Source organism: Streptomyces sp. NPDC050549 (assembly GCF_040655035.1).
GTDB lineage: Bacteria > Actinomycetota > Actinomycetes > Streptomycetales > Streptomycetaceae > Streptomyces.
Genome location: NZ_JBFAJD010000034.1, coordinates 38,100 through 52,833, shown reverse-complemented (window position 1 = coordinate 52,833; position 14,734 = coordinate 38,100). Strand labels below are relative to the sequence as shown.

Below are 14,734 nucleotides of genomic sequence, written 5' to 3'. Positions count from 1 at the left end.
CGACGGTAGGCCGCCATCGATCACCCGCCGGCAGACTTCTACCGTTTCGGTCTGACCTTTGATATGTTTCGAAGCCGGAACCGGAGAAGGGTCCGTGCATGGACTTCGAACTCACCGAGGACCAGGAAACGATCCGCAAGTCCGTCGCCGGACTGCTGCGCGACTTCGACGACCAGTACTGGATGGCGAAGGACCAGGCGCACGAGTTCCCGACGGAGTTCTACGAGACCGTCGCGGGCGGCGGCTGGCTCGGGATCACGATCCCGGAGGAGTACGGCGGACACGGCCTCGGCATCACCGAGGCCAGCCTGCTGCTCGAAGAGGTGGCACGGTCGGGCGGCGGCATGAACGCGGCCAGCGCCATCCATCTGTCCATCTTCGGCATGCATCCCGTCGTGGTGCACGGCTCCGAGGAGCTGAAGCGGCGGACACTCCCCCGCATCGCCAACGGCGACCTGCACGTCTGTTTCGGCGTCACCGAACCGGGCGCCGGCCTCGACACCGCGGGCATCACGACGTACGCACGGCGGGACGGCGACCACTACGTGGTCAACGGCCGCAAGGTGTGGATCTCCAAGGCGATGGAGTCCGAGAAGATCCTGCTGCTGACCCGGACCGCCAAGGCCGACGAGGTCACCAGGAAGACCGACGGGATGACCCTGTTCCTGACGGACATCGACCGGGACCGGATCGGCATCCGCCCCATCCCGAAGATGGGCCGCAACGCCGTCACCTCGAACGAACTCTTCATCGACGACCTGCGCATCCCGGTCGAGGACCGCGTCGGCGAGCAGGGGCAGGGCTTCCGCTACCTCCTCGACGGCCTCAACCCGGAACGCATGCTGATCGCGGCGGAGGCCCTCGGCATCGGCCGTGCCTCGCTCGACAAGGCGGTGCGCTACGCCAAGGAGCGTGTCGTCTTCGGCCGCCCGATCGGTGTGAACCAGGGCATTCAGTTCCCCCTCGCGGACTCCCTGGCCCACCTCGACGCGGCCGAACTCGTGCTGCGCAAGGCGACCTGGCTCTACGACAACAAGAAGCCCTGCGGGCGCGAAGCGAACACCGCCAAGTACCTGTGCGCGGACGCCGGGTTCACGGCTGCCGACCGGGCCCTGCAGACCCACGGCGGCATGGGCTACTCCGAGGAGTACGGCGTGGCCCGCTACTTCCGCGAGGCCCGCCTCATGCGGATCGCACCGATCAGTCAGGAAATGATCCTGAACTACCTGGGATCGCACACGCTGGGACTCCCGAGGAGCTACTGAATGACCGACAGCACAGGGCTGTTCGACCTCACGGGCCGGTCGGCGCTGGTCACCGGCGCCGGGGGAGGTATCGGTTCCGCGGTCGCGGAGGCGCTGGCGCGCGCGGGCGCCGCGGTGCTGGTGACCGACGTCGACGGGGCGGCCGCAGCGACCGTCGCCGGGAAGATCGACGCGGCGGGGCTGACGGCGGACAGCGCCGCCCTCGACGTACGGGACCGGTCCGCCGCCGACACGGCGGTGGCGCGAGCTGCGGCGCTCGCCGACGGAACCCTGCACATCCTGGTCAACAACGCCGGGGTCGTCGCCCCGGCCATGTTCGACAAGCTGGAGGAGGACGCGTTCCGACGGGACCTCGACATCCATGTGATGGGGACCTTCCACTGCGCGCAGGCCGCGCTGCCGTTCCTGCCGGACGACGGGAAGGGGCGGATCATCAACGTCACCTCGTCGGCGGGCCTGGTCGGCACACTCGGGCAGGTCGACTACTCGGCCGCGAAGGCCGGGATCATCGGGCTGACGAAGTCCCTGGCCCGTGAACTGGCACGACGGCGGGTGCTGGTCAACGCGCTCGCCCCGCTGGCGGCCACTCCCATGACGGAGACCATTCGCACCGACGAGAAGTTCGCGGCCCGGATGCTCGCCCGGATTCCGCTGGGCAGGTGGGCGGAGCCGGCGGAGATCGCGGGCAGTTTCGTCTTCCTCGCCTCGGACGCGGCGTCCTTCATCACCGGTCAGGTGCTGCCGGTGGACGGCGGCATGGTGATGTGACGGGCACTCCCGTGATGTGACAGGTGACGCGCCTGCTGTGTTGAATGGTTCAGCCAAAGAGGCCGAAGAGCGCGGCCTGCGACGAGAGGCCCGAACCTGTGCAGAGCGCCCAGCAACCTTCCCGCACCGGCCGGGGGCGCGCCGCGGCCGGTGAGCCCCGGCCGCGCTTCGACACGCTCACGGTCCCCAAGGCGTCGGACGTGCTGGCGGCGGAGGTGCGCGAGCGGATCCTCTCCGGGGAGTTCACGGAGGGCATGGCGCTGCCGCCGGAGCGTCAACTGGTCGAGCAGACGGGGCTGAGCCGGGCGACGGTGCGCGAGGCGCTGCGCGTCCTGGAGGTCGAACGGCTCCTGGAGATCAGGCCGGGGCGCGGGGGCGGCGCCTTCGTGCACCGGCCGGGGCGTGAATCGCTCGCGAACACCGTGCGGTTGGTGATCCGGGGCCAGCGGATCCGGCTGGAGGACCTGCACGAGACCCGGGAGGCGATCGAGCCCGCGTGCGCGGCGCTGGCGGCCAGGCGCCGCACGGACGCCGACCTCGCGGAACTGGACGACACGCACGCGGAGCTCGTCGCGGCGGGCGACGACATCCAGCGGTTCCTGCGCGCGAACATCCACTGGCACAACGCCGTGGCGAGGGCCGGTGAGAACGAGCTTCTCATCGGGTTCATGAGCGCTCTCTCGCAGTCCATCCACGCGGCCACCGACATCGAGCAGTTCATGGACGCGGACGTCCGCAAGCTCACCGCCCGCGCGCACGCCCGGATCACCGAGGCGATCCGGGACGGCGACAGCGAGGCGGCGATGCGCCGTATGACACGCCATGTGTGCGGCTTCGCCCGGGCTGCCGCCGAGGTCGACCGCCGGGACGGCGTGGAGCTGACCGATCTGGAGAACTGATCCCGTCAGGGATGAGAATGTAATTCTCCTCTTCGTGCAACACCATTGACAGTTTCGGTCTGACCTTTAATACCATCGCGGTATGAGCAAGGTGAGTTCCGCGCTGACCGTGGCCGCCGACGGAGACGTCCGCATCGTCACCCTGAACCGCCCCGACCGGTTGAACGGCGTGTCCGAGGAGCTGCACCGACGGCTGTCGGAGGTGTGGCGCGAGCTCGCGGACGACACCAAGGCCCGGGCCGTCGTCCTCACGGGCGCGGGACGGGCGTTCAGCGCCGGCGGCGACTTCGACCATCTCCTGCGGCACCACACCGACCCGGAGCTGCGGGAGCGGTCCATCCGTATCGACCGCACCATCCAGACCGAGATGATCCGCTTCCCGCTGCCGGTGATCGCCGCCGTCAACGGCCCCGCGGTGGGCCTGGGTTGCAGCCTCGCCCTGGCCTGCGATCTCGTACTGATCGCCGAGGACGCCTACTTCGCGGACCCGCATGTGTCGGTCGGCCTGGTGGCGGGCGACGGCGGAGTCACCCTCTGGCCGCTGCTCACCAGCCTGCTGCGGGTGAAGGAGTACCTCTTCACCGGGGACCGTATCCCCGCCGCCAAGGCAGTCGAGTTCGGTCTCGCCAACCGCACGGTCCCGCCCGACGACCTGATGCGCGAGGCCCTCGCCCTGGCCCACCGGCTCGCGGCCCAGCCCGCAGAAGCCCTCCGCGCCACCAAGCTGGCCCTCGCAGCCGTCGTCGAGCAGGTCTCGCGCGGCGGCATGGAGGCGGCCCTGATGGCCGAGCGGGCCACTATGACCAACCCCGACCACATCCGCATCGTCACCGACCTCGCGGCCCGCGCCGAGCGGCGCGCGAACCCCCCCGAGGAGCGCTGAACGTGGAGCGCGAGGAGTTCGTCCTCGTCCGCGAGACGGTGCGTGCGCTGGCACCCCGGTACGGCGTGACCTCGCCGGACGAGGTGAAGCCGGCGACCCGGGCGGCAGCCCAACAGGCCCTGGACGACATGGGTTTGAGAGCTCTACGGCGCTCCTCGCCCCCGGCGGCGACCGCGCAGGAGTGCGCACTGCTCGCGGAGGAACACGGCCGTCACCCGCTCACCACGTCGCTGCTCGGTACGGTCCTGCTCGCTCCGGAGCTGCTCCGGTTGCTCGGCGACGACTCCTCCCGGGGAACCCCCACCGTCGCACTCACCCGCGAACTCCGCCTCCCCAGGCCGGAGTCGGCGGATCTCGTCGCCTGGGACTGCGAGGGAGCCGACAGCGCGCTCCACGTCACCACCGACGGGACTGTCGCCCGGGTCGAGTTGGGTCCGGAGGCAGCGAGCACGGACCTGCTGCGCGCGATCCGCGAGGTCCCCGCCGACACTCCTGTGGAGACCGTCGGCCGTCTCACGGCACCGGACCGACTCCGTTGGGAGGCCTACGCACTCGTCGTCGTGAGCGCCGAACTCGTCGGCGCGGCGGGCTCGTTCGTGGAGCAGGCGGTCCAATACGCCCGCGTCCGCCGCCAGTACGGCCAGACGATCGGCTCCTTCCAGGCCGTACGGCATCTCCTCGCCGACGCGACGGTCCTGGTGGAGGCGGGCACCAGCGTCACGCGCTACGCCGCCTGGTGTCTCGACAACGAACCGCCGGAGCGGGCCCTGACAGCGGCGCGCGTCGCCAAGGCGGAGGTCAACTCCTCGGCGCTGGAGGCGGTGTACGCCGGGATGCAGGTCTTCGGTGGTATCGCGCAGACGTGGGAGCACATCGCGCACCTGTATCTGCGCAAGGTGCGGCTGGGTGCGACGCTGCTCGCCACGACGGACGACCTGCTCCCCGCGCTGGCCGTACCGGAGGTGACGCGATGACCGACACCCCGCTGGACTTCGGCGACCCGGCCGACCTGGACCGGCTGCGCCACGCGTTCCGTGCCTGGCTCGGCCAACACCCTTTCCCAGAAAGGGAGTCGGGCGAACCGGTACCGATCTTCCTGCACCGCTGGCACCGCCTGCTGCACTCGGGCGGCTGGGTCGGCCTCGACGTCCCTGAGCGCTACGGCGGCCGGGGCCTGACCGCGCTGCACCAGGTCGCGATCAGTGACGAACTGGGCGCCTGCCGGGCCCCGGGCGTCCCCCGGGTCGGCTATCTCGCCCACGCCCTCCTGGAGTTCGGCTCTGAGGAGCAGCGACTGCGGTTCCTGCCCCGGATGCTGGCCGGTGACGAGGTGTGGTGCCAGGGATTCAGCGAACCGGGAGCCGGCTCCGACCTGGCGGGCATGACCACCTTCGCCGAACGGCACGACGGCCACTACATCGTGCGCGGCCAGAAGCTGTGGACCAGCTACGCCCAGTACTCCGGCCTGTGCCTCCTGCTCGCGCGCACCGATCGCTCGACACCGCCCCACAAGTCGATCTCGGCGTTCGTCCTGCCCCTGGACCGCCCCGGCGTGACGGTCCGTCCGCTGCGCGCGGCCAACGGCGACGACGAGTTCTGCGAGCTGTTCCTCGACGACGTCCGCGTCGAGGAGTCCGAGCGCGTCGGTGCCGAGGGAGTCGGCTGGGCGCTGGCGATGACGACGGTGTCGTACGAGCGCAATGCTCTCGACACCGGGCACATCTCGAAGTACGGGCTGCTCGTCGAGCGGCTGCGGCGGTACGCCGCCGAGCGGGGTGCCGGCCTTCCCGACGGGCTGCTGTCGCGGATCGGCCGGTGTGTCGTGGACTACGAGGTCCTGGTGGCGCACGCCCGCCGCCGTACCGCCGAGCGTCTCGCAGGGCAGGTCGCCGGCCCGGAGTCCTCCGTGGACAAGCTGCTGATGACGAGGACCGAGCAGCGGCTCTACGACACGGCACTCGAGGTGTTCCCGGCCGAACTGGCCCGTGAAGGCGGCGAGTTGTTCGGCGACTACCTCTACTCCCGTGCGGCCTCCGTCTACGGCGGCACCTCCCAGATCCAGCGGAACATCATCGCCAAGCGGATCCTGCATCTCCCCTCGAACGGCTAGCCCTGGAGCCAACTGATGCGCTACGACGACGAATTCCTGAGCATCCCCCACGTCATCAGGCTGGCGGCCGAACGCTTCGGGGACGCCACGGCGCTCATCGACGGAGACCGCCGGTGGACGTTCCGGGAACTGGAGGAGCGGATGGTCGACGCGGTCCGGGCCACCATCGCGCTCGGCATCGAGCCCGGGCACCGGGTCGGGCTGTGTGCCCCCAACTCGGCGGAGTGGATCTTCGCCGCGCTGGGCATCCACGGCGCGGGAGGCGTAATGGTGCCGCTCAACACGCGGTTCAAGGCGCAGGAGATCTCGTACATCCTCCGGAAGTCGCAGGCGGCTGCCGTGTTCGCCTCGCCCTTCCTCGGGAACGACTACGCCGGCGAACTGCGGAAGACGGTGTCCGTTCTCGGTCAGCAGGGGACGGCCGACCGGTCGTGGAACGACTTTCTCGGTGCGGGAGAAGGCGTTTCCGCGTCCGCCGCCCATGAGGCGATCGACCGGTTGACGCCGGACGACGTGTCCGACGTGATGTTCACGTCCGGTACGACGGGCCATCCCACGCACTGAACCTGGTGACCTGGGTCGTGGACGCGGACAAGATCGACCCCTTCGTGGACGATCTGACCGCCCGGCTGGTCGCCGGAGCCCCGGTGGCTCTCGCGCAGAACAAGGCGCTCCTCAACGAGAACGCCGATCGCACGCTGCGCGAGGCCCTTGCCGGGGAGGCGCGGGCGCAGGCCATGAACTTCGCCACGGCCGACGTCCCGGAGGCGTATGCCGCCTTCACGGAGCGGCGTGCGCCGCACTACACCGGCCGCTGGGCGGTTCCGCGAACCGCGGCGCCGAAGGGGAGCACGGAGGACAGGACCCGTGATGCGTGAGGCAGTGGTGGTGGAGGCGGTGCGCACCGCCGTCGGCAAACGGAACGGCGGTCTCGCGGGCGTGCACGCGGCCGACCTCTCCGCGGTCGTCCTGCAAGCTCTCGTCGACCGGACGGGCCTGGATCCCGACGTCGTCGACGACGTGGTGTGGGGCTGCGTGGGTCAGCTGGGCGACCAGTCGAGCAACATCGGTCGCTACGCGGTGCTGGCCGCAGGCTGGCCCGAGACCATCCCGGGGACCACGGTGAACCGGGCCTGCGGATCGAGCCAGCAGGCCCTGGACTTCGCCGCCCAGGCGGTCATGTCCGGCCAGCAGGACGTCGTGGTGGCGGGCGGCGTCGAGGTGATGAGCCGGGTGCCGCTCGGGGCCTCGCGGGTCGGCGGGATGCCGTACGGTCCCCAAGTCCTCGCCCGTTACGAGGACTTCTCCTTCAACCAGGGTGTCTCGGCCGAGCTGATCGCGCGGAAGTGGGGACTGGGCCGGGGTGTCCTGGACGAGTTCGCCGCGCTGTCCCACGAGCGGGCGGCGGCCGCGCAGGACGGCGGGGCGTTCGACGCGCAGATCGTGCCGGTGACCGGCGGCACGGGCGGCACGGTGGCCGTGGACGAAGGCATACGGCGAGGGACCAGCAGCGCCACTCTCGCGAAGCTGAAACCGTCCTTCCAGGAGGACGGGGCGATCCACGCGGGGAACTCCTCACAGATCTCCGACGGTGCGGCGGCCCTGCTGGTGACGACCCCGGAGAAGGCCCGTGAGCTGGGGCTGACGCCGATCGCGCGCTACCGGGCGGGCGTGGTCACCGGGTCCGATCCGGTCCTGATGCTGACCGGGCCGATCCCGGCGACCGAGAAGGTGCTCCGCAAGGCCGGAGTGGCACTCTCCGAGGTGGGCGTCTTCGAGGTCAACGAGGCCTTCGCGCCGATCCCGCTCGCCTGGCTGGCCGAGACCGGAACGGACCCGGCCCTCCTCAACCCGCTCGGGGGCGCGATCGCGCTCGGGCATCCGCTCGGCGCGTCGGGCGCCGTCCTGATGACGCGCATGCTGCACCACATGCGGGAGAACGGGATCCGCTACGGCCTGCAGGCCATGTGCGAGGGCGGCGGCACCGCCAACGCCACCGTCGTCGAACTCGCTTCCTGACAGGGGATGTTGTGCGCCGAGACGTCTTCACCGACGACCACGAGGCATTCCGCCGGCTCGCGCGGGACTTCATCGCCAAGGCGGTCGTTCCGCACTACGCCGAGTGGGAGGAGACCGGCCGGCTGCCCCGCTCGCTCTTCGAACAGCTGGGCTCGCTGGGCCTGTTGGGCATGGCGGTTCCCGAGGAGTACGGCGGAGCGGGCCTCGACGACTACCGCTACAACGTCGTCCTCCAGGAGGAAGCGGCCCGCGCCCTGGTGACGTTGGGCACCGTGCGCACCCAACTCGACGTCGTCCTGCCGTACTTCCTCACCTACGCCGACCGGGACCAACGCGAACGCTGGTTCCCGGGCCTCGCCTCCGGGAAGCTGCTGACGGCCATTGCGATGACCGAACCGGGCACGGGCTCCGATCTCGCCGGAATCCGTACGACCGCCGTGCGCGACGGGGACTCGTACATTCTCAACGGCGCGAAGACCTTCATCACCGGCGGTCTCCTCGCCGACCTGGTGATCGTCGTGGCCCGGACGTCGACCGACCCGGACAACCGCCGCGCCGGGCTCACCCTGCTGGTCGTCGAGGACGGCATGCCCGGGTTCACACGTGGCCGGGTGCTGCACAAGCTGGGCATCAAGGTGCAGGACACGGTGGAGCTGGCATTCGACGACGTGAGGGTGCCGGTCGGCAACCGGCTCGGCGAGGAGGGTGCCGCGTTCGGCTATCTCGGCCACAACCTGCCGCAGGAGCGGATGACGGTGGCGGTGGGCTCGGTCGCGCAGGCGCGGGCGGCGCTGGACACGACGATCGCCTACGTCAAGGAGCGCAAGGCGTTCGGGAAACCGGTCGCCTCCTTCCAGAACACCAAGTTCGAACTCGCCGCGGTGGCAGCCGAGATCGAGGCCGCGCAGGCCATGCTGGACCGGGCGGTGCTCGAACTCGTCGCGGGCGGGCTGAGCGGACCCGACGCCGCCAAGGTCAAGCTGTTCTGCACCGAGATGCAGGCCCGCACGGTCGACCGCTGCCTGCAACTGTTCGGCGGGTACGGCTACATGCTGGAATACCCCATCGCCCGGCTCTACGCGGACGCGCGTATCACCCGCATCTACGCCGGAACCAGCGAGGTCATGAAGGTCATCATCGCCAAGTCCCTCGGATTGTGAGGCGGTTACGGTGCCGGACTTCTCCAGCAGACCAGGTGTCGCGTTCGTGGCGGGCGGCTCGGGCGGCATCGGAGCGGCGGTCGTACGGCTCCTCGCCGAGCGGGGCAGCGACATCGTCCTCACCTACCGGTCCAACCAGGAGGCGGCGGACGCCCTCGCCGCGGAGGCGAGGAAGCTGGGTCGCCAAGTGCGGGCGCTACGCCTGGACTTGACCGACGAGTCAGCCACTGCCGAGGCCGTGGCGGAGGTGAGCGCCGGCATCCACACGCTCGTGTACGCGGCGGGCCCGCATGTGCCGATGAGGCACCTGAGCAGGGTGACGCCGAGCGAGTACCGCACCCAACTGGAGGGCGACGCCATTGCGTTCTTCAACCTCGTCCATCCCGCGCTGCCGTTGCTGCGCGAGAGCCGGGGCAACATCGTCGCCGTGACGACCGTCGCCACCCGCCGCTTCCCGGTACGGGACGGGCTGTCGTCGGGCACGAAGGGCGCGGTCGAGGCCGTGGCCCGGGCGCTGGCCGCCGAGGAGGGCCGCTACGGCGTCCGCGTGAACTGTGTGGCGCCCGGCATGCTCAACGACGGTATCGCCGGCCGTCTGATCAGCTCCGGCGAACTCGACGAGGACGCCCTCGCAGTCACCCGGCGCAACATCCCGATGCGCCGTTTCGGCGACGCCACGGACATCGCGGAGGCGGTCGCGTTCCTCGCCTCGGACCGGGCCGGGTTCATCACCGGGCAGGCGTTGGGTGTTGACGGCGGGTACAGCGTGTAGCGGTCATGCGGGCGCCATACGACGGCCCGACACGTATGCGGCGCGGACCAGTTCACCGGACAGCACGTCCAGGGCCGCGCGCAGCGGTTCGTGGAGCAGGCACAGGTCGGCGACCGCGCCCACTGCCAACCGCCTTGTCCGGGTGGGGTGTCGGGGCTCTCCGGTGAACAGCCTCAGCGCCGCCTCGGGTGGGAGCCGCTCGCCGTCGTCCCGTTCGGTCGCCGCCCGCATGACCGCCCAGGGGTCCGGGGTGCCGTAGGGCGCGTCGGTGCCCGCGGCCACGGGGATGCCGGCCTCGGTCAGGGTCCGGCAGCGGTAGAGGTGGGGGCGGTCGTCGGCGTCCACGTCGGTGGCGTACGTGGCGCCGCCGCACGCCAGTTGGGGCGGTACGTCGGCGGGTTCGCGGATGACGACCACGCGGGTGCCGCAGACGGTGCTGGCGAGTTGGTCACCGGGGCGCGGCGTCGGTGCCGGTGGGGTCATGGCGGAGTTCCCTTTCGAGCAGGCGGTCGGCGAGGAGTTCCACGTCGTAGGACTGACGGGCCATCCAGTACCGCAGGAAGCCGGTGAGCGAGTACCGCAGGAAGAGCGCGGAACCGACGACGCTCCCGGCGACCGCGGCGAGGCCGAGGGTGAGAGCGTCGTTCTGCACCAGCGGATCGCTGGTGTCGTGCGAGATGAAGTAGGCGCACACACCGAGGACGACGCCGATCGTCATCAGGGCGGCGCCCGCGCGCAGCCAGAGAACGGCCCTTCCGGCGGCCGGGTCCGGGATTTTCAGGACGGGCAGTTCGCGGACGAAGCGGTCCGCTCGCGTCTCGGTGGACGTCATGTGGAACTCCCCAGGTAGAGAGCGGACAGTTCGGCGCGCAGGCCGCCGTCGGGGTGGCCCTGCCGTTCGACCCGGCCGCGTACGAGGACGGCGGCGTGGTCGCAGATGTCGAGGACCGCGGCGGCGAACTGCTCGACGACCAGCACGGCGACGCCCTGCCGGGCGATCTCGCCGACCTGCTCGTAGAGCCGGCCGACGACCAACGGGGCGAGCCCCATGGAGAGTTCGTCGAGCAGCAGTACGGCGGGGTCGTTGGTGAGGCCGCGGGCGAGGGCGAGCATCTGCTGTTCGCCGCCGGAGAGGGTGCCTGCGGCCTGTCCCGCGCGCTGCGCGAGGACGGGGAAGCGGGCGAACGCGATCTCCTCGATCTCCTCCCGGCTGCGGCCGGTGAAGGTCATCATGAGGAGGTTGTCGCGGACTGACAGGTTCGGGAAGACGCCTCGTCCTTCGGGGATGAGGCAGACCCCGGCGCGGGCCAGGTCGCGCGGGTCGGCGCCGGTCATGTCCCGTCCGCCGAGCACGAGTTGGCCGGACTCGACGGGGTGGACCCCGGCGGCGACGCGCAGTGTGGTGGTCTTTCCGGCGCCGTTCGGTCCGAGGAGCGCGACCACCTGTCCGGCGGCGACGTCGAGGTCGACGCCGTGCAGGACGGTCATGCGTTCATGGGCGGCGCGGATGCCGCGCAGTTCGAGAAGTGCGCTCACGCGTCCCCCAGGTAGGCGGCGAGTACCGTTTCGTCGCTGCGGATCACCTCGGGCGGGCCGACGGCGATGATCTTGCCGAGGTCGAGGACGTACACCTCGTCGCAGACCCCCATCACGAGGCTCATGTCGTGCTCGACGAGGACGACGGCGGTGCCGTCCTCCGTGAGGGCGCGCAGGAGTTCCGCGAAGCGTTCGGTCTCCTCCGCGTCCTGTCCGGCGGCGGGTTCGTCGAGGAGAAGCACCTTCGGGCGGATCGCGAGGGCCCTGCCGACCTCGACGAGGCGGCCGACTCCGGTGGGGAGGGCGCCGGGTGAGGTGTCGGCGAGGTCGGTGAGATCGAGGCGGTGCAGGATCTCGGTGACGATCTTGTCGGCCCGGCGGCGTTCGGGGCCGAGTTCGGCGGCGACGAGGAGGTTGTCGCGCACGCTGAGCCGGCCGAAGAGTTCCAGGCGTTGGAAGGTGCGGGCCAGTCCGTGCCGGGCGCGGGCGGCGGGCCGGGCGCGGGTGACGTCCCGGCCGTCCAGCCGGACCTGCCCCGAGGAGGGTCTGCGCAGTCCGGAGGCCACGTCGAACAGGGAGCTTTTTCCTGCCCCGTTGGGGCCGATGAGTCCGGTGACCCGGCCCGCCCCGGCGGTCAGCGCGACTCCGTCGAGAGCGCGGTTTCCGCCGAAGAAGACGGTCACTCCACTAACCTGCAGCGATGCCACGGGCCAGCACCTCCTCGTCCTCGGGGCGCCACTCACGCCGTAGGCCCCACCACTCGACGGGGATCTCCGCCTCGGCGGGAGCGGCCTGCCGGGCGTCCGCCCAGGCGCGGAGCGCTACGGCGAGAAGGAGTGAACCGCCGTAGTACGTCCAGTCGTTGATCACGTCGCCGAAGCGCAGCGCCCAGGCCAGGGCAAGGACGCAGAGCAGGGCGGGCAGCGCGATGCGGTCGCGGCCGAGGGGCTCCCACTGGCGACGGAAGCGGGAGACGATGCCGTCGGGGTTGTGGCCGAGTCCGACGCCGGCCAGGCCGGGGAGCAGGGCGACCAGGTTCGCGGTGCCGGGGGCGATGGCGATCAGTGCGTTCGTCGGGGCGACGTACGCGGTGCCTGCGAAGAGTCCGTTGCCGACCGCGCCGAGTCCCCCGACCACGGCGACGAGGAAGACCGGCAGTCCCGCGATGAGGCTGAACTGGCCGGCGGTGACGGTGCGTTGCTGCATTCCGTACAGCGCTCCGCCGAGTCCGGCGATGCCGGAGGCGAGGGCGAACACGGCGACCTTGGCGACCAGCAGGTTGCCGCCGAGGGTGGCGTAGGCGGCCTCGCTGTCGCGCAGGGCGATCAGCCGCCGCCCGAAGCGGCTGCGGCGCAGGGCCGCGACGCCGATCGAGGCGAGGGCGAGGCACACGGCGGCGAACACCATCAACTCCCGCCCGCTGTCCAGCCGTAGACCGAAGAGGTGGGGTCCGGAGATGTCGACCGAGCCCTGGTCGAAGAGGGCGATCCGCAGGCCGAGAGCGTGGAAGGCCGGGATGGTGAAGATCCACCGGTCGAGGATCACGGCGAACGCGGCTGTCCCCAGGGCGAGATACACGCCGGAGAGTCGCAGTGCGGGGAGTGCGACCAGTGCTCCGGCCGCCGCCGAGACGAGGATCGCGGCGCCGAGCGCCCACAGTTGGCCGTGGGCGCCGAGGTGTCCCCAGACGACCGCGCCGATGCCTGCCATGCTCAGCTGGCACAGGGAGACCTGTCCGGCGTACCCGGCGAGAGGGACGTACGAGATTGTCCTCCTTGCCTGTTCCGGCTCCTCCTGGTCCGACCGACGACCTGATGGAGATCCAGCAGCTCCTCGCCCGCTACGCGGTGTGCATCACCCGCGGCGACCTGGACGGGGTGCTGGGGGTCTTCACGCCCGACGGCACGTACAGCGCCTTCGGGGACTCCTACGGCCTCGACGAGTTCCCGGCGCTCGTGGCCGCCGCCCCCAAGGGGCTGTTCCTCACGGATACGCCGGCCGTCGACCTGTCGGGCGACACGGCCACCGGCACCCAGCCGCTGTGCTTCGTCGACCACGCCACGCACGACCTGCGGATCGGCTACTACAACGACACCTACGTCCGCACGGACGAGGGGTGGCGGCTGCGCACCCGCGCGATGACGTTCATCCGTCGCAGCGGAGCCCACGACTCGGGCCGCCCGCACGCCTATCAGCGTCCGGGAACATGAACGCAGCTTCCGCGCCCGGGTACTTGAACGTCGCCGACTTCCGCTCGGACCTGCGCGGCTGGCTGGACGAGCACGACCTGTCCCCCGGCCCCGACCACTCCCTGGACGCCCAGGTCGCTCAACTGGCCCGGGTCCGCCGGGCGTTGTACGACGCGGACTGGATGCGGTACGGCTGGCCCGCCGAGGTGAGGGGGCTCGGCGGGCCCGCGGTGCTGAGGGCGGTGCTCGGCGAGGAGGTCACCGCCCGGGAACTGGCCGAGCCGGGGATCTACTCGATGATCGAGGTCCTCGCCCCGACGATGATCACGTACGCCCCTCCCGCGCTGGCCTCCGAAATGGTCCCGCGACTGCTCGGCGGCCGTGAGCAGTGGTGCCAGGGCTTCTCCGAGCCGGGCTCCGGCAGCGACCTCGCCTCCCTCACCACGAAGGCCGTTCCGCACGGCGGCCACTGGGTGATCAGCGGACAGAAAGTGTGGACGAGCCTCGCTCAGTTCGCCGCCCGCTGCATCCTGTTGACCCGCACCGCGCCGGGTCACAACGGGATCACCGCGTTCTTCGTCGACATGGACACCCCCGGCATCACCGTCCGGCCGCTGCGCACGATGCACGGCGTGGACGAGTTCGCCGAGGTGTTCTTCGACGACGTGATCGTGCCCGCCGAGCGCATGCTCGGCCGCCCCGGCGACGGCTGGCGCCTGGCGATGGACCTGCTCCCGCACGAGCGCTCCACCTGCTTCTGGCACCGGATCGCCCATCTCTACACGCGACTCGACCGGCTGCTGGCCGAGACGAGCGTCCCGGACGACGCCGAACTGGGCGCCGCCTACCTGGCGTTGCACACCGTCCGCTGCCGCTCCCACGCCACGCAGCGACGCCTGGGCGACGGTGAGCGGCTGGGCGCGGAGACGTCGGTCGACAAGGTGCTGCTGGCCACCGCCGAGCAACGGCTCTTCGAGACCGTGCGCGACCTGCTGCCCGGCGTACTGGAGTTGGCGGACACGCCGTGGTGCTCGGAGTACCTGTACGCGAAAGCGGCGACCATCTACGGCGGTACGGCCGAGATCCAGCGGAACATCATCGCGCGCCGACTGCTCGACCTGGGGAAGGAGTAG

The 14,734-nt window shown here is 70.8% G+C and carries 18 protein-coding genes; 13 read left to right on the top strand and 5 right to left on the bottom strand.

Going from position 1 to position 14,734, the window contains the following annotated elements; translation table 11 throughout:
* The first annotated feature begins 98 nt into the window (after window positions 1-98).
* The 11 genes from AB0I51_RS36210 (at window position 99) to AB0I51_RS36160 (ending at window position 9,876) form a co-directional block, all read left to right on the top strand.
* On the top strand, window positions 99-1,265 hold the full coding sequence (locus AB0I51_RS36210) for an acyl-CoA dehydrogenase family protein (RefSeq protein ID WP_362982632.1): 1,167 nt from the start codon (window positions 99-101) through the stop codon (window positions 1,263-1,265).
* Window positions 1,266-2,033, top strand: coding sequence for an SDR family NAD(P)-dependent oxidoreductase (locus AB0I51_RS36205; RefSeq protein ID WP_362982631.1), 768 nt, complete (start codon window positions 1,266-1,268; stop codon window positions 2,031-2,033).
* A gap of 44 nt (window positions 2,034-2,077) precedes the next feature.
* Window positions 2,078-2,932, top strand: coding sequence for an FCD domain-containing protein (locus tag AB0I51_RS36200; protein WP_362982630.1), 855 nt, complete (start codon window positions 2,078-2,080; stop codon window positions 2,930-2,932).
* A gap of 82 nt (window positions 2,933-3,014) precedes the next feature.
* The gene (locus tag AB0I51_RS36195; protein ID WP_362982629.1) at window positions 3,015-3,815 is read left to right on the top strand and encodes an enoyl-CoA hydratase/isomerase family protein; all 801 of its coding nucleotides are present in this window, start codon (window positions 3,015-3,017) and stop codon (window positions 3,813-3,815) included.
* A 2-nt stretch (window positions 3,816-3,817) separates the two neighbouring features.
* Window positions 3,818-4,789 (top strand): acyl-CoA dehydrogenase family protein, encoded by a 972-nt coding sequence (locus tag AB0I51_RS36190; RefSeq protein WP_362982628.1) that lies wholly within the window; start codon window positions 3,818-3,820, stop codon window positions 4,787-4,789.
* Window positions 4,786-5,925: an acyl-CoA dehydrogenase family protein gene (locus tag AB0I51_RS36185; RefSeq protein ID WP_362982627.1), complete on the top strand. Its 1,140-nt coding sequence runs from the start codon at window positions 4,786-4,788 to the stop codon at window positions 5,923-5,925. The genes AB0I51_RS36190 and AB0I51_RS36185 overlap by 4 nt, the downstream gene beginning before the upstream one ends.
* 15 nt (window positions 5,926-5,940) lie before the next feature.
* A complete protein-coding gene (locus tag AB0I51_RS36180; protein WP_362982626.1) occupies window positions 5,941-6,489 on the top strand; it encodes an AMP-binding protein in 549 nt (182 codons plus the stop codon).
* Between the two features lie 5 nt (window positions 6,490-6,494).
* Window positions 6,495-6,803 (top strand): hypothetical protein, encoded by a 309-nt coding sequence (locus AB0I51_RS36175; protein ID WP_362982625.1) that lies wholly within the window; start codon window positions 6,495-6,497, stop codon window positions 6,801-6,803.
* Window positions 6,796-7,944: a thiolase family protein gene (locus AB0I51_RS36170; RefSeq protein ID WP_362982624.1), complete on the top strand. Its 1,149-nt coding sequence runs from the start codon at window positions 6,796-6,798 to the stop codon at window positions 7,942-7,944. The genes AB0I51_RS36175 and AB0I51_RS36170 overlap by 8 nt, the downstream gene beginning before the upstream one ends.
* Window positions 7,945-7,955: 11 nt before the next feature.
* Window positions 7,956-9,104, top strand: a complete 1,149-nt coding sequence (locus AB0I51_RS36165; RefSeq protein WP_362982623.1) for an acyl-CoA dehydrogenase family protein — start codon at window positions 7,956-7,958, stop codon at window positions 9,102-9,104.
* Between the two features lie 46 nt (window positions 9,105-9,150).
* Window positions 9,151-9,876 carry an SDR family oxidoreductase gene (locus tag AB0I51_RS36160; RefSeq protein WP_362982679.1) on the top strand — a complete coding sequence of 242 codons (726 nt, stop codon included), beginning with the start codon at window positions 9,151-9,153 and terminating at the stop codon, window positions 9,874-9,876.
* Between the two features lie 3 nt (window positions 9,877-9,879).
* Here the strand turns inward: AB0I51_RS36160 and AB0I51_RS36155 are convergent, their stop codons facing one another.
* Genes AB0I51_RS36155 through AB0I51_RS36135 form a run of 5 tightly spaced genes read right to left on the bottom strand, consistent with a single transcriptional unit; the run spans window position 9,880 to window position 13,179 of the window.
* A complete protein-coding gene (locus AB0I51_RS36155) occupies window positions 9,880-10,359 on the bottom strand; it encodes an amidohydrolase family protein (protein WP_362982622.1) in 480 nt (159 codons plus the stop codon).
* Window positions 10,325-10,708, bottom strand: coding sequence for a hypothetical protein (locus AB0I51_RS36150; RefSeq protein WP_362982621.1), 384 nt, complete (start codon window positions 10,706-10,708; stop codon window positions 10,325-10,327). Before AB0I51_RS36150 ends, AB0I51_RS36155 begins: the two co-directional genes overlap by 35 nt.
* Window positions 10,705-11,412, bottom strand: coding sequence for an ABC transporter ATP-binding protein (locus AB0I51_RS36145; RefSeq protein ID WP_362982620.1), 708 nt, complete (start codon window positions 11,410-11,412; stop codon window positions 10,705-10,707). Before AB0I51_RS36145 ends, AB0I51_RS36150 begins: the two co-directional genes overlap by 4 nt.
* Window positions 11,409-12,095 (bottom strand): ABC transporter ATP-binding protein, encoded by a 687-nt coding sequence (locus tag AB0I51_RS36140; protein ID WP_362982619.1) that lies wholly within the window; start codon window positions 12,093-12,095, stop codon window positions 11,409-11,411. Before AB0I51_RS36140 ends, AB0I51_RS36145 begins: the two co-directional genes overlap by 4 nt.
* 4 nt (window positions 12,096-12,099) lie before the next feature.
* The gene (locus AB0I51_RS36135; protein ID WP_362982678.1) at window positions 12,100-13,179 is read right to left on the bottom strand and encodes a branched-chain amino acid ABC transporter permease; all 1,080 of its coding nucleotides are present in this window, start codon (window positions 13,177-13,179) and stop codon (window positions 12,100-12,102) included.
* A 47-nt stretch (window positions 13,180-13,226) separates the two neighbouring features.
* Between AB0I51_RS36135 and AB0I51_RS36130 the strand changes: the two genes are divergently transcribed.
* Both AB0I51_RS36130 and AB0I51_RS36125 read left to right on the top strand, forming a co-directional pair.
* A complete protein-coding gene (locus AB0I51_RS36130; RefSeq protein WP_362982618.1) occupies window positions 13,227-13,622 on the top strand; it encodes a nuclear transport factor 2 family protein in 396 nt (131 codons plus the stop codon).
* Window positions 13,619-14,734 (top strand): acyl-CoA dehydrogenase family protein, encoded by a 1,116-nt coding sequence (locus AB0I51_RS36125; RefSeq protein WP_362982617.1) that lies wholly within the window; start codon window positions 13,619-13,621, stop codon window positions 14,732-14,734. Before AB0I51_RS36130 ends, AB0I51_RS36125 begins: the two co-directional genes overlap by 4 nt.

Coding starts and splice junctions, on each gene's coding strand:
- AB0I51_RS36210 (WP_362982632.1), top strand. CDS start 99: ATGGACTTCGAACTCACCGAGGACCAGGAAACGATCCGCAAGTCCGTC.
- AB0I51_RS36205 (WP_362982631.1), top strand. CDS start 1,266: ATGACCGACAGCACAGGGCTGTTCGACCTCACGGGCCGGTCGGCGCTG.
- AB0I51_RS36200 (WP_362982630.1), top strand. CDS start 2,078: ATGGTTCAGCCAAAGAGGCCGAAGAGCGCGGCCTGCGACGAGAGGCCC.
- AB0I51_RS36195 (WP_362982629.1), top strand. CDS start 3,015: ATGAGCAAGGTGAGTTCCGCGCTGACCGTGGCCGCCGACGGAGACGTC.
- AB0I51_RS36185 (WP_362982627.1), top strand. CDS start 4,786: ATGACCGACACCCCGCTGGACTTCGGCGACCCGGCCGACCTGGACCGG.
- AB0I51_RS36180 (WP_362982626.1), top strand. CDS start 5,941: ATGCGCTACGACGACGAATTCCTGAGCATCCCCCACGTCATCAGGCTG.
- AB0I51_RS36170 (WP_362982624.1), top strand. CDS start 6,796: ATGCGTGAGGCAGTGGTGGTGGAGGCGGTGCGCACCGCCGTCGGCAAA.
- AB0I51_RS36155 (WP_362982622.1), bottom strand. CDS start 10,359: ATGACCCCACCGGCACCGACGCCGCGCCCCGGTGACCAACTCGCCAGC.
- AB0I51_RS36150 (WP_362982621.1), bottom strand. CDS start 10,708: ATGACGTCCACCGAGACGCGAGCGGACCGCTTCGTCCGCGAACTGCCC.
- AB0I51_RS36130 (WP_362982618.1), top strand. CDS start 13,227: ATGGAGATCCAGCAGCTCCTCGCCCGCTACGCGGTGTGCATCACCCGC.
- AB0I51_RS36125 (WP_362982617.1), top strand. CDS start 13,619: ATGAACGCAGCTTCCGCGCCCGGGTACTTGAACGTCGCCGACTTCCGC.